Raw genomic sequence first — 13,399 nt, 5'->3', positions numbered from 1 at the left:
TTAGATGCAATGCTTTGCGTCTAAAGCTTTATCAAACATGAGTCATCCCAAATTTTGGGGAAAAGTACTCAAATGCTAGGCATTTATTTACTGTTTATGAAAAAAGGCGTTCGAAAAACTCATTTCGAACGCCTTTTTTCATATTAAATTTTAGTATGATGGCATTTTAAAAGTGCACTTCTACTAGTAAAATGAAGATTAAAAAGAATCACTTATGCGCTCAATTACTAAATCGCTAAAGTAGGGATAACTCATGTTTCTGGTAATATACCTATCTCGTTCTAAAATAGCTAAGATCACTATATTTCAGAATGATTCATATTTAGACGCAAAATATTGCGTCTGTGCTAATAAAATGTAGATTAGAAGCAATCAATCAAACACTAAATTGGGAATGACTCATTTTTAGTGCTTGAGATAACCAATATTAAATGGAGTCGTATGCTGAATTACCTGAAAAAGAAGATAATCATTTGATATGGGAGAGGATACGCCCAGACCACTAGATTCGAACCAAAAGTCATTAAAAGAGGATGAATTAAACAAATTACAGCAATCAAAGCAGTAAAATAGTGTAATTCTTTCTTAGTAAGATACTTTGTCAAAAATACCATACCCAGTAATATTAATGGGTAACCGTATGAAATACTTCGATTTATATCAGAAACCATACAGCTAGTAAGGCAGAGAAATACAATTAAACAAGAATATCCCCAGAATACGATACGCATTTCATTCCAATTCCCAATCATAATAATACCAGTAAGCAAAATAAAAATCCAAAAACCTTCTAAGCTTGTCCAAAGCCCTAAACCAATACTAGAGCTGTGTTCTGGTCCAAGCATAAATCCTCCAATTTGGTGTGTGTCTACGTTAAGATTATAGTATTTTGTCAGCCATACTCTTAACAATATATATCCAATCCAAGATGCAATAATTGCGAATGTTTGTTTACTGAAAATATTGTTAAGTAAGTCTTTAAGCCCCATTTTTGTTTCTATAGAGTTTCTACATAACCACCAAAATAGAACATAACCGCCTGCAATAAACCCACGCTCATCTGTCCAAGATGCAATAGTAATTGCCCCAAAAATAATAATTGGATTGCGATAATACATTGCAATAATCAACATGCCATAGGCAAAAGAGTCTCCGAATCCTCCTAACTCCCAAAAAGCAGATATGCCAAAATAGATACTTGTGGTAGCTAATGTAAAGTAAAATGTAGTTAATTTATTTGAAGTGAGCTGATAAATAATTTTAGCTATTAAGTACATCATGAATATGCCTAATAGAGTTTGTAGAACAACAATGTACCAAACATTTTGATGAAAGAGCTTCAATAATATTGGTAAAACCAATCTAAAAGTGAGCTTGCGAGTGTGACTGTCTCCATCTGCTAGAATGCTTGAGTCCATCAAATTAGCTGACCTCATACACAAGATACCCCATGCACCATGTGGATCCTTACGAAGGTTTTGAAATTCGTAAATATAATCATAACGAGGAAAGGCACTTAATGTTGAGATGATGATACTTATAAGTAAAATTTTATATAACCATGTAGAACTAGAAAATACTTGAGATAAACGATTTTCAAGTCTATTAATTGTAGAAATTAATGTCATTTTAGAAGCAATAATAAGTGTTAGAATTGATATGATGAAATTGTGCAGAATATGAAAAATAATTCTTGATAACAAAGATATATAATTTTTTAATGACTTTAGGCAAATGAAAGATTATTCAAATTTAAAATCAGACGGTCAGAAATAAATTCTAAATGAGAGTATTTTTGATGTTTTTCTTGAAAAATCATCGATTGTATATTAATTCCTTCTTTAAATAAAAAATAATTACAATCTTTGAATTAAAGATATCAAGCTAAAGTTTATATACGTCAAGAGCGTTGATTTATTAATTGTAGTTACTCATCCTTTCCTTTAAAATTCTGATAGTACAATTATATTTACTGTCAAATGAAAGCTGAAATACTCCCTCAAAATATCAAACTATGCTCAATCAATTTAAGCTTTATCTCTAGAAATTTTATAGAAAAAACTACACGAGAGTTCTATTGATTCTTATTTAAACTTATGGATTACTTCTTGCAAAATGCTTTATGTTACTGACAATAGAATTTTCAATCATTCTTTTTAAAAAGCCCAATTAATATAGGTAAGGCTTATGGCTAATGATATTTTCTGTTATTCAGATATATAGACAAGTAAGATCTTGAATTAAAACTAAAAGTTAATGTTTCCCGCCAAAAGCTTTAAGCTTTTACCAATGAAAAACCAATATTTTGCTAATGGATTAGTATGTATTGCTTAAGTTAGTAGGCAAAATTATTTTTACTTTACCCGCTTTAAGTACTAGGTTTTATGCCGTAGGCTAAAAGTTAGATACTATTTCTCATGAAGTAATAGAAGCTTTTCTGCCTAACGCCTACGACTTACTACCTAAAGTATATTAATACAATTTTATTTTGCATTAATACTTAACTAAATTAACTTATAATTTCTATATCGAATTTTGTTGTAATGAAACAAATTAAATCAATTGAATGGCTAAGGGGATTCGCCGCTATATCTGTTACTCAAATGCACTTGTTTTGCGCCTTAGATTTTTTTAAAAAGGATGATTACTATTTTTACAAACTCTTGTTCCCAATTAGTATTTCTGGCAGATCGGGTGTAGCAATGTTTTTTGTAATTTCTGGTTTTATCATTCCATATTCCATGTATGAAAATAAATATCAACTTTCTAAAATATTGCAGTTTTTAATTAAACGATTTACTCGTTTAGAGCCCCCTTATTTATTTTCGATAATTTTCTCTCTCATAACACTCTCATTGATGTGGTATTGGTGCTGTCAGCCTTATCAAATCGACTGGGCTTCAGTATCGTTACATCTTGGTTATTTGAATGTTTTCTTTCAAAAAGGGTGGATTCAAGGAGTTTATTGGACATTGGCAATCGAATTCCAATATTATCTTATAATTGCACTTTTGTTCCCATTAATTATGATATCTGACATTAGGATTCGATTGGGGATTTTGGGAGGAATAATAATAGTATTTAAACTTATTTCTCTAAGGCTTCCCATTGATACCTTCATTTTTGAATTTATTGAGTTTTTTTCTTTGGGAATATTACTTTTCTTACATCATATAAACCGACTATCTAGAAGAACTTTGCTTGTTTTAGGGGTACTTTTATTAGGGGCTATTTGGTATTTTCACCATAAATCCAATACTATATATGCACTTTTTACGGCCATAATCATATACACTAATTTTGATATACGTTCGAAACTATTTTATTTTCTTGGAAAGATTTCTTACTCACTTTATTTATTTCACTGGATAATTGGAGTAGAAGTTATGCGAAGGATTTATTTGTATTATAGACCTATTTCAAGTCAATTCGAAAAAATCGGATTCGTTTTATTTTCACATCTAGTTTGTATCTTATTTGCCTACTTGGTTTATATGTTAATAGAAAAACCTTCTATAATTTGGAGCAAAAATATTAAATATTAGAAAGGATTTGATGTGAAGGATACGGCTTTGATTAAAATAAAGCCGTATCCTTTGAAATAGATAATCTATTTTCAAATTTGACTATTTATATCTCTTGTTGAAATGATTTCACTTGTATGTCTCCCGCTCGATAAATCGTATAAGCAGAAGCAATTAGCACGACATTTTTGATGATGTATTGTCCTGGCAGACTCAAGGCAAATAAAGATTGCCATGTTTCGTTGGGCATAAGCAATAAGGGTAGAAAAGTGGTTGCCATTTGACAGCAAAATAGGAAAAATGCTAATTTGGTGAGTCGTGGTATCAACCAAATAATGCCAATAAAGCATTCTAAATACCCTAAAAATGGTAAGAATGTATCGATAGAAATAAACTTTGCTAGCGTCAGAGCGTGTAGCTGACTAACGATTTGTTCAGCAGGAGATACTCCTAGTACCTTCAGTGCGCCAAACCAAAAGAAAACTACAAACAAAGCAATTCTATTGAACCATTGTACAGTAACGTTATGTGTATTTGTATTGGATAAATTCATGGCTATAATTTTTTAGGCTTGTATTATACAAGCAAGGTTAATCATCAACATAAAGAATACGGTCATTGGACTTGATATAGATACCAAGTTATGATTATTGCTACATGAAAATTAACAAACTATAGCTGGTGGTGGAGAAGAGTTGTTGATATAGCCTTCTGATAACTGATAATGGTGACAAGAGCGATTGAAAGGATTTGTCCATTCCAAGATATATAAAATTGTATAGCGTTGGATAGAGGTATATTCCTTCAGTAAATTCTTTAATAAAAAGCTACTTTTTCCAGATGGCGCTTGTGAAGAATGCTCTTTGACATGGTCGGTGATATGTTCCGCCAGTTCCATAAATCTAAATCGAGCGTTGTCGTCTAGCTTGCAAAGGGTATATAGAGTATCATTCTGATAACGTTGCTCTACTAAATTATAGTGGTTTTCACCATGTTTGACTTTTCCTTCAATGGGTCGACTTTCAGTCCAGTTATTTTGATAGGGTAGTTGCAAGGGTTGTTTTATCCAATAATAATCGCCTGATTCTTCGATATTTATCTCTTGTTTATATAGGGTTCCGTATTCTTCCCAACAATACAAAAAGCTAAAGCCTATCATATTGTATAGGAGCAACGAAACCAGAAATATAGAAAGTAGTCTTTTCAAAAGAATAAATGGTGATTTTTCAAGTGGGGCAAATGTAGGAAAATGATTTTTAGAAAACAATGAGAAAAGTTTTTTAGGGAAAACCCGATTTGGCTCAAAATAAAAAAGGGCGATATTTCGCCCTTAATTTTAACTACCTTAAGTCAGTGAGCAAAATAAAATTTAAGATTAGGCTTTGGGCTTTGGAAAAAAGCATGGCTGTGGTTATTAAAAAACATTTTAACACTCTTTGCCTTGTGCCTGTTGCCTAGTGCCTAAACACATAAATTAAATCTTATTCTGCACGATTAGTTAAGTTAGTGAGCAAAATTAAAATAATTTTACCCGCAATAGGCTCTAGGCTTTATGCCGTAGGCTAAAAATTAAAAAGTATTTTTATGCAATAATAAAAGCTTTTGTGTCTAATGCCTACGGCTTACAACCTAAAGCGTATTAATGCAATTTTATTTTGCATTAATACGCTTTAGTAATCATACCGAGTAGGTAATTTTAAAATCTGAATATCAATTAATCGTTGAGTTGAAAAGATTGAGAATAAAATATTTAGATTTTAAAATTTCTATTATTAACTACATACCAATACTTAAGCTTTGATACGAATAGTAATAAAAGCTGTAGGTCGCATGAGTATATCTACCCCAAAAGAAACAGTGACGATTTCATGTCCTTGTTCTTCGATTACACTGAGGGTATTTTCAGTACGACGAATTAAAGTGGTTGTCGACCACCAAGTCGATACTCTAAAGATTTTGTAGGCTGTCATGAGGAACTATTAAAAGACGTCTAGATTGATAAGTGGGCTCGGAAAATTTCGATTTTAAACTCAAGTTACACATTTTTAAGAAAGAATTTTTTAGTTCAATGACGAAAAATACTTGTCAATAGCCACAAAATGAGTAAGTGGTCATAGTTCGTTATTTTAACTCTTGTGTTTATTTTTGTAAAGTAATTCTATCATAATAGAACCCTAAAAAGAGAAGCTTGGCGTAAATCCAAAAGAATTCTTAGCTTTGTGGTTAGTCAAAACCTAAAAATCATGAATACAACTCAAATTGGCATCATTACCAATGCGATTGGCGTAAGAGCCAACCAAGTACAAAATACAATTAAGTTATTAGAGGAAGGTGGAACAGTACCGTTTATAGCTCGTTATCGAAAAGAGGCAACTGGAAGCTTAGACGAAGTGCAAATTCTGGATATTAAAGACCTTTGGAATAAATTAAAAGAAGCCGACAAGCGTCGTGAGACTATTATCAAAGCCATAGAGGAGCAAGGAAAAATGACTCCTGAGTTATTGAATAAGCTCAATAATGCTTATTTGCTTCAAGAATTAGAAGATTTATATTTGCCGTATAAACAAAAGCGTAAAACCCGTGCGAGTATCGCCGTAGAGAAAGGGCTTGAGCCATTAGCTAAATTAATTTTTGACCAAAAAGAAACAAATATTCTTAAAAAGGCAGAGGCGTACCTCAACGATAAAGTAGCATCGGTTGACGAGGCATTGCAAGGTGCACGAGATATTATGGCCGAGTGGATTAACGAAAACGTGGACGCTCGTAATGCAGTGCGTAAGGTGTTTGAACGTGAAGCCTATATTTCTTCAAAAGTAAAAAAAGGAAAAGAAGAGGAGGGAGTCAAATACAAAGACTATTACGATTTTAGCGAACCGCTTAAAAAAGTACCTTCACATCGACTATTAGCGATTCGTCGTGGCGAGGAGGAAGGTATTTTGTCGGTTTCTATTTCGCCAGATGAGGACAATGCTTTGGGCGCACTCGATCGTATTTTCTTACGTGGAATGTCCGAACCCAAACAACAGGTTGAGGACGCGATTACGGATTCTTATAAACGATTGATGAAACCGTCTATCGAAAATGAATTTTCAAACCTTTCTAAAGAAAAAGCGGATAACGAAGCCATTAGGATTTTTGCCCAAAACCTTCGTCAGCTATTATTGGCTTCTCCGCTTGGACAAAAACGTACCTTGGCTATTGACCCTGGGTATCGTACAGGTTGTAAAGTGGTTGCCCTAGATGCACAAGGCAACCTGATAGCCGATACTGTGATTTATCCATTTGATAAAACAATGGAAGCACAACATACAGTTTTGTCTTTGGTTGAAAAACATAAAATTGAAGCTATTGCTATCGGAAATGGTACTGCTGGTCGTGAGACAGAGGCATTTGTCAAAAAGCTAACTTTCTCAGCACAGCCACAAATCTTTATGGTTTCGGAGCAAGGGGCTTCTATCTATTCAGCTTCAGAAGTAGCTCGTGAAGAGTTTCCAGATAAAGATGTGACTGTTCGTGGTGCTATTTCTATAGGTCGTCGCTTGCTAGACCCATTAGCAGAATTAGTGAAAATTGACCCAAAATCGATTGGTGTGGGTCAATACCAACATGATGTAGACCAACCATTATTAAAAAATTCCTTGGATTCGGTCGTAGAAAGTTGTGTTAATACGGTTGGAGTAAATATCAATACTGCCTCGAAACATTTGTTGAGCTATGTAGCTGGTTTGGGACCAAGTTTGGCAGCTAATATTGTCAGGTTTCGTAAGGAAAATGGAGATTTTAAATCAAGAGCACAAATCAAAAAAGTACCTCGTCTGGGTGATAAAGCATTCGAACAATGCGCAGGTTTCTTGAGAATTCCTCAGTCAGATAACCCACTCGATAATTCAGCAGTACACCCTGAGACATACCCAGTAGTAGAACGTATGGCAAAGGATTTGAAATGTACTGTAAAGGACTTAATGACAAGTACCGAGCTGCGTAAAAAACTTAATTTACAGCAATACATTAGCGAAAATACAGGTTTACTAACGCTTCAAGATATTTTGAAAGAGTTAGAAAAACCTTCGCGTGACCCTCGTGAGCAACTAACTGCCTTCGAGTTTGATGCCAATGTAAAAACGATAGAAGACTTATATGAGGGAATGGTTTTGCCAGGAATAGTAACTAACATCACAGCATTTGGTTGTTTTGTAGATGTGGGGGTAAAACAAGATGGTTTAGTTCATATTTCTCAGCTAGCCAACCAATATGTCTCTGATCCGAATCAGGTGGTGAAATTACAGCAACAGGTGCAAGTAAGAGTCGTAGAGGTAGATATTGCTCGTAAACGTATTGCCTTAAGCATGAAAGCCGTTTAGGAGAGGTAAAGGGAACAGGCACAAAGGCACAGAGTGTTTTTTTTAGTGGCGCAGGGAAATATTCTCTGCGCCATTTTTGTAAATTATGAATACAAATTGAATCATAGGTAATCGTGCAAAATAAAATTAAAAAGTTTCCCTTTGTAAAAGCTCCTACGGAGCTGATGGAAAGATTGGTTTCTGAAAAAATCTTAATAAGCAGGTATATTTTTAAACGTAATGTATTTATAATTAAAAAAATACACTCTCTATAATTTATACTTGACTCAACATTCACTAAATAAATAATAGAGATATGCTGAAATTTCAGGAATTACTCTTATTTGCCTTGGCAGCTTTTGTGCTGGTCATTAGTCCAGGACCCAATATGATTTATCTGATTTCACGCTCGATTACTCAAGGGCGCATGGCAGGGTTACTTTCATTGGCAGGAGTGATGGTAGGATTTTTATTTCATATCATTATGGTATCCTTTGGATTAACGGCTATTTTGGCAGAGGTACCGTTTTTGTATGAACTTATCAAATATTTGGGTGTGGGCTATTTGCTTTACTTAGCTTTTCAAGCCATTAATCCCAAGGGAAAATTTGTATTTGAGGCGCGAAATGATTTGTCAAATGATTCTCCCAGAAAGCTATTTACGATGGGATTACTCACCAATGTTTTGAATCCAAAGGTAGCGATGTTTTATCTATCCTTTTTCCCACAGTTTATAAAGCCAGCGTATGGAAATCCTCTTTTGCAAAGCTTACAATTGGGAATAACTCAAATGTTGGTAAGTTTTTCGGTGAACTTCTCCTTAGTACTGACAGCATCTCAAATGGCAAGATTTTTTGCACAAAATCCTTTTTGGATAAAAATACAAAAATGGTTTATGGCAAGTATTTTGGTGGCATTAGCAGTGAGGATGGCTAAAAGTAAAGTTTAGGAGGCAGGAGATAGATAAAATGATATAAGTAAAATAAGAAATCATGTTTAATTTTGCCATTCAACAAAAAGCTATTTAATGATAAACTACAACAACAAGAAATTTGCCCCCATCAGTAATACTGAAAATGGAGAGACTTCCGCAGAAACAATCTTTCATTACAAACAAGAAGGAAATATATTGACCTCTGAATATGCTGGAGGTAAAATTACCAAAGGACATTTGATTGGATTAGTCGACGAATCAGGGAAAATCGATATGCGTTATCATCAAGTCAATAGTTTGGGCGAAATAATGACGGGAAAATGTATTTCCACACCAGAAATTTTACCTGATGGGCGAATACGATTATACGAGAATTGGGAATGGACTTCAGGGGATTGTTCCAAAGGCGAGTCAATCATTGAAGAGTTATACTGATAAAGTACAAGTCCATCAAATATAAGATTTGTCAGAGGCTTTTCGTTAGAAACTCAACCTGTCTTGCCGAATGATAAAATACCATATACTTGTAGTGAAATTACACTTGGTGAAAATGGGGAATTTTGTAACTTGCTTTTAGAAAAACTTACCCAGATTAAATCCTTACCAATCTCATGAAAACGACTACCACATCCACTTATGCCAAGCTTATATTGATAGGAATACTTCCACTTTTATTAGATTCTTGCGCACTTTTTCGTAGAAAAGAATCTAGTAAAACAACCACAACGACTACACGTCCGTCGAGCCCAAGCCGACCTGTGGTGATTACCTCCAAAGAAGTGAGCAAGTTGATAGCTATTTCTCGCCAATACATTGGAGTGCCCTATCGTACTGGAGGAGTCGATTCAAAAGGTATGGATTGTTCTGGATTATTGTTGGCAACTTTTAAAGAAATGGGAGTATTATTACCTCGAAGAGCAGTACAACAATCTTCTTATGGAAAAGAAGTAAAGGATTTAGATCATTTAAGACCTGGAGATTTGGTGTTTTTTGTGACAGATAAAGGGAATGTGGCAGAGGTGAATCATTCTGGTATGATTACAGAAATTAGAGGTCCTAAAGAAATCTATTTCATCCATGCTTCATCCTCGAAAGGCGTTCGTGAAGATAATCTCATTTCAACTTACTGGATGGGGTGTTATGCCACTGCTAGAAGACCTTTCTGATTTGAGATTGCGGATGTTGGATTGTGGAAATAAAGTTGGTATGATAAAAATAGGTTTGAATGTCACAATAGGAACTATTTGCATCAATAGAGCATTAAATATAATAATGAAAATCTAAACTACTGGTCCAAGACTTAGTCTTGGACTTATTTTTTATACAGTTTATAAACTGAAAAATAGTTTTTCAAATTTTCAAATCTCCAAATTTTCAAATTCACAATCTAAAAATGTCTGCTCCTCTAGAAGTTTGGATGCGTGGACCTATCGAAGGTATCCCCGCTTTAGTACAACCCGCAGCTCATGCTGTTTTGCAAGTTCAGGAAGAATTACATGATTTGTTAAAAGACTTTTCTGATGATTTACTTTGGGAAAAGCCTCATGGTGTAGCTTCGGTTGGTTTTCATTTACAACATCTTTCGGGTGTGTTAGATAGACTTCAAACTTATGCCGAAGGAAATACCCTGTCGTCCAAGCAGTTTGACTTATTAAGTCTTGAAAAAGTAGCTCCTCAAGAAAATCAGACTGTAGCGACTCTATTGACTCGATTTGATTTACAAGTGGCAAAATACCTTTCCTATCTCAAACAACTTTCAGAAGTAGACCTATTCCTTCCTAGAGGAATTGGTCGCAAGCAAATTCCTACCAATGTGATTGGTTTGATTTTCCATGCTGCCGAACATACGACTCGTCATTTTGGTCAATTGTACGTGACTGCCAAACAGTTGATATAAGAGTAACAGGCAATAGGCATAAGGCACTAGGCAAATAGTTTAAAAAAAACTATAGACTTATTTTACGATAAGTTATGGAGATAAAGGTATTTTTATGAAATTACAAAACTTACTAGTTCAAGACTTAGTCTTGGACTTTTTTTATGCCAGTTCTAAACTAGATTCATTTTATATCTAGATATAATTATGTAAATTTTTGATATTCAATATGTTAATTTTATCTACGAAAAATTTCGTAGATAAAATTTGCAATTACGAATCTTTTCGTAGTATATTTGTTACGAAATATTTCGTAGTAAACTTTTTTATCATGATAAAGCCCACAGAATCAGAATTAGAAATTTTACAAGTATTATGGGCGCTAGGCCAAGCGACTGTAAGACAAGTAAATGACGAGCTCAATAAAAAGCGAGAGATAGGATATACCACCACACTCAAACTGATGCAAATTATGTTTGAGAAAAAGCTGGTCACACGTACCGATGAAGGACGCTATCACCTGTATCAATCAGCAGTAAGCGAAGACGAAACACAGCAACAGCTGCTTGATATATTTGTAGATACAGCATTCAAAGGTTCGGCTATGAAGCTCGTGATGCAGGCTTTGGGAAATCACCAAACTTCGGCAGAAGAACTCGACGAAATCAAGAAACTCATTGCTCAACTAGAACAAAATAATTAGCCATGCAATATTTCGAAGCTCCTTTGTCACCACAAACTATCTATGCTTTGGCATGGACCTTGGTGCATTCGTTATGGCAACTAAGCCTATTATTCTTTTTGTATAAATTCATCGGTTCGTTTTATCGACAAAATACCTCCGTACGTTATTGGTCGGGAATCGGTGTATTGTTTTCACAATTCTTGATTTCGGGTTTTACTTTTTGGAAGACTTTTCCAAAAGATGTATCTGCCAAAGTATTCAATTTTGGGGTAGGAAATCCTCAATCGCTAACAAATGTATCAACCTCTGAACCTACTACTCAATCGCCAGTGGTATTGACTTCCGTTTGGGAACAAATAGCTACATGGCTCAATTTACATTTAGATTGGCTGGTAATGTTATGGATTTTGGGCATGGCAATAATGACCTTAAGGTTGCTTGGTGGGTATTTTTATGTGCAAAAGTTGCGCTGGCAACATACAAACTTGGTAGATACCGAAACAGAAAACCTCTTTAAACAACTTCTTAATCAATTTGATATTTCTCGAACTGTAGAAATTCGTGAGTCTCAACTGGTGGAATCACCGCTCACAATTGGCTATTGGCAACCTATGGTACTTGTACCGATTGGTCTTTTAACAGGTTTGAGTCAGGGAGAAATTAAAGCGATTTTTGCACATGAATTGGCTCATATCAAGCGCCATGACTATTTGATTAACATTATCCAGTCAATGATTGAAATTCTCTTTTTCTATCATCCTTTGGTTTGGGTAATTGGCGAAACTGTTCGTCAAGACCGTGAAAACTGCTGTGATGATTGGGCGTTGGAGATTTGCCAAAGCAAATTGTTCTTGGCCAAAGCTCTTACGTTTGTAGAAACCTTTAGACAACAATCAAAAACATCATTGACTATGGCTTTTTCAGGCAATAAACCTCAATTATTAGGCAGAATCCAGCGTATTTTGGGTATGCCTCAGCAAGAAACTAATAATCCTGTGGGTATTATTAGTTCGGTAGTAGTATTAGCGTTGGCTTTCTGCTGTCTTAACTTTACGCAGGTAAAAGCGCAAGCATCAAAGCTTTTTAACAAATCGGTAAAAACGCTGACACAAACTTCTAAGGAAATTTTGGCAGAAAGTACGCTAATCAGTACTTCTGAAGAACAAAAAGATACGAATATTCCAAATCCAGAACCAGAAGAGAGCAAATTGTCACAGCTCCTAGCCACTCAAGATGAAGCTAACGACCCAGATAGCTTGAAAGTGGCACAGCACGAGCAAGAAATTGAAAAGTTACAAAAGAAAATGGATCCTTATCTAAAGCAAATCCAAGACTTAGCTGGACAAATGGGAAGTTTAGGGGCAAAAATGCAAATTGACCAAAAACCATTTCAACAGTTTTCTGAGCAAATCGGAAAATTAGGGGGAGAATTGGGTACATTAGTAGGGAAACAAGTACAGTTGGAGATGACAGTTGCTAACCTCGACAAAAAATCTGATGAATATAAAAAGGTTCAGAAAGAGTTGAATGCTATTGAAAAACAACGTGTAGAAATTGAGAAAAGGATGGAAAAGGCTTCTAAGGAAATGGAGTCAGTATCTAAGAAAATGGAAATAAATACTGCTCCAATGGATAGCCTTGGAAAAGAAATGGATAAACTTTCAAAGCCTATTGAAGAGATTGGAAAAGAGATGGAAGTACACGCCAAAGCGATTGAGGAAATAGACCCAGAAGGTAAGTATTGGTCAAAAAATAGACATTATGGTTCGGGATATCGCTTGCCAAAGCCTCCTAAACCTCCCAAAGCGCCAAAGGCTTCTTCGATACCAAAACCACCGAAGCCACCAAAAGCACCTAGTGCCGCTTCAGCACCGAGTTTGCCACCTCCTCCAACACCACCGTTGGCACCCGTAAAATCGGATAAAAATCAGGATAATAATTGGTAGACATCTTAAATTTAGTGAATGGTGGTTGAGTGATTTAGTGATTATTTTAAAAATAACTCAACCACTCAATCACTCAATCACAACTCACTAAATC

The 13,399-nt window shown here is 34.9% G+C and carries 12 protein-coding genes; 8 read left to right on the top strand and 4 right to left on the bottom strand.

Annotated features, from left to right (window positions below; genetic code table 11):
- Positions 1-449: 449 nt before the first annotated feature.
- Entirely contained in the window at positions 450-1,628 is a 1,179-nt protein-coding gene (locus tag QM491_RS00845; protein ID WP_283325363.1) for a hypothetical protein, read from the bottom strand.
- Between the two features lie 915 nt (positions 1,629-2,543).
- On the opposite strand from QM491_RS00845, the gene QM491_RS00840 reads away from it, so the two are divergent.
- Positions 2,544-3,545, top strand: coding sequence for an acyltransferase family protein (locus QM491_RS00840; protein ID WP_283325362.1), 1,002 nt, complete (start codon positions 2,544-2,546; stop codon positions 3,543-3,545).
- A gap of 85 nt (positions 3,546-3,630) precedes the next feature.
- Here the strand turns inward: QM491_RS00840 and QM491_RS00835 are convergent, their stop codons facing one another.
- The 3 genes from QM491_RS00835 to QM491_RS00825 all read right to left on the bottom strand — a co-directional run bounded on the left by QM491_RS00835 (position 3,631) and on the right by QM491_RS00825 (position 5,494).
- Positions 3,631-4,077, bottom strand: a complete 447-nt coding sequence (locus QM491_RS00835; protein ID WP_283325361.1) for a hypothetical protein — start codon at positions 4,075-4,077, stop codon at positions 3,631-3,633.
- A 111-nt stretch (positions 4,078-4,188) separates the two neighbouring features.
- A complete protein-coding gene (locus tag QM491_RS00830) occupies positions 4,189-4,731 on the bottom strand; it encodes a hypothetical protein (protein ID WP_283325360.1) in 543 nt (180 codons plus the stop codon).
- Positions 4,732-5,314: 583 nt separating this feature from the next.
- A complete protein-coding gene (locus QM491_RS00825) occupies positions 5,315-5,494 on the bottom strand; it encodes a hypothetical protein (RefSeq protein WP_283325359.1) in 180 nt (59 codons plus the stop codon).
- 273 nt (positions 5,495-5,767) lie between these two features.
- Here QM491_RS00825 and QM491_RS00820 point away from each other — a divergent pair, with 273 nt between their 5' ends.
- From QM491_RS00820 to QM491_RS00790, 7 genes are all read left to right on the top strand, one after another.
- Positions 5,768-7,885 (top strand): Tex family protein, encoded by a 2,118-nt coding sequence (locus tag QM491_RS00820; RefSeq protein WP_283325358.1) that lies wholly within the window; start codon positions 5,768-5,770, stop codon positions 7,883-7,885.
- A 295-nt stretch (positions 7,886-8,180) separates the two neighbouring features.
- On the top strand, positions 8,181-8,813 hold the full coding sequence (locus tag QM491_RS00815; RefSeq protein ID WP_283325357.1) for a LysE family translocator: 633 nt from the start codon (positions 8,181-8,183) through the stop codon (positions 8,811-8,813).
- A 78-nt stretch (positions 8,814-8,891) separates the two neighbouring features.
- Positions 8,892-9,233 (top strand): avidin-fold protein, encoded by a 342-nt coding sequence (locus QM491_RS00810; protein WP_283325356.1) that lies wholly within the window; start codon positions 8,892-8,894, stop codon positions 9,231-9,233.
- A gap of 176 nt (positions 9,234-9,409) precedes the next feature.
- The gene (locus QM491_RS00805; protein ID WP_283325355.1) at positions 9,410-9,964 is read left to right on the top strand and encodes a C40 family peptidase; all 555 of its coding nucleotides are present in this window, start codon (positions 9,410-9,412) and stop codon (positions 9,962-9,964) included.
- 227 nt (positions 9,965-10,191) lie between these two features.
- On the top strand, positions 10,192-10,695 hold the full coding sequence (locus QM491_RS00800; protein ID WP_283325354.1) for a DinB family protein: 504 nt from the start codon (positions 10,192-10,194) through the stop codon (positions 10,693-10,695).
- A 313-nt stretch (positions 10,696-11,008) separates the two neighbouring features.
- Positions 11,009-11,377 carry a BlaI/MecI/CopY family transcriptional regulator gene (locus tag QM491_RS00795; protein ID WP_166549568.1) on the top strand — a complete coding sequence of 123 codons (369 nt, stop codon included), beginning with the start codon at positions 11,009-11,011 and terminating at the stop codon, positions 11,375-11,377.
- A 2-nt stretch (positions 11,378-11,379) separates the two neighbouring features.
- Positions 11,380-13,305, top strand: coding sequence for a M56 family metallopeptidase (locus tag QM491_RS00790; RefSeq protein WP_283325353.1), 1,926 nt, complete (start codon positions 11,380-11,382; stop codon positions 13,303-13,305).
- The last annotated feature ends 94 nt before the right edge of the window (positions 13,306-13,399 follow it).

This window comes from Flectobacillus longus, assembly GCF_030056705.1.
In the GTDB taxonomy this organism is placed as follows: Bacteria; Bacteroidota; Bacteroidia; order Cytophagales; family Spirosomataceae; genus Flectobacillus; species Flectobacillus longus.
Note: the sequence above shows the minus strand (reverse complement) of the source record. Positions and strands in the feature narration are given on the sequence as shown.

Bases quoted from the DNA above. Each gene is read 5' to 3' on its own strand.
- QM491_RS00800 (WP_283325354.1), top strand. From the start codon at position 10,192: ATGTCTGCTCCTCTAGAAGTTTGGATGCGTGGACCTATCGAAGGTATC.
- QM491_RS00835 (WP_283325361.1), bottom strand. From the start codon at position 4,077: ATGAATTTATCCAATACAAATACACATAACGTTACTGTACAATGGTTC.
- QM491_RS00820 (WP_283325358.1), top strand. From the start codon at position 5,768: ATGAATACAACTCAAATTGGCATCATTACCAATGCGATTGGCGTAAGA.
- QM491_RS00845 (WP_283325363.1), bottom strand. From the start codon at position 1,628: ATGACATTAATTTCTACAATTAATAGACTTGAAAATCGTTTATCTCAA.
- QM491_RS00790 (WP_283325353.1), top strand. From the start codon at position 11,380: ATGCAATATTTCGAAGCTCCTTTGTCACCACAAACTATCTATGCTTTG.
- QM491_RS00840 (WP_283325362.1), top strand. From the start codon at position 2,544: ATGAAACAAATTAAATCAATTGAATGGCTAAGGGGATTCGCCGCTATA.
- QM491_RS00810 (WP_283325356.1), top strand. From the start codon at position 8,892: ATGATAAACTACAACAACAAGAAATTTGCCCCCATCAGTAATACTGAA.
- QM491_RS00815 (WP_283325357.1), top strand. From the start codon at position 8,181: ATGCTGAAATTTCAGGAATTACTCTTATTTGCCTTGGCAGCTTTTGTG.
- QM491_RS00825 (WP_283325359.1), bottom strand. From the start codon at position 5,494: ATGACAGCCTACAAAATCTTTAGAGTATCGACTTGGTGGTCGACAACC.
- QM491_RS00805 (WP_283325355.1), top strand. From the start codon at position 9,410: ATGAAAACGACTACCACATCCACTTATGCCAAGCTTATATTGATAGGA.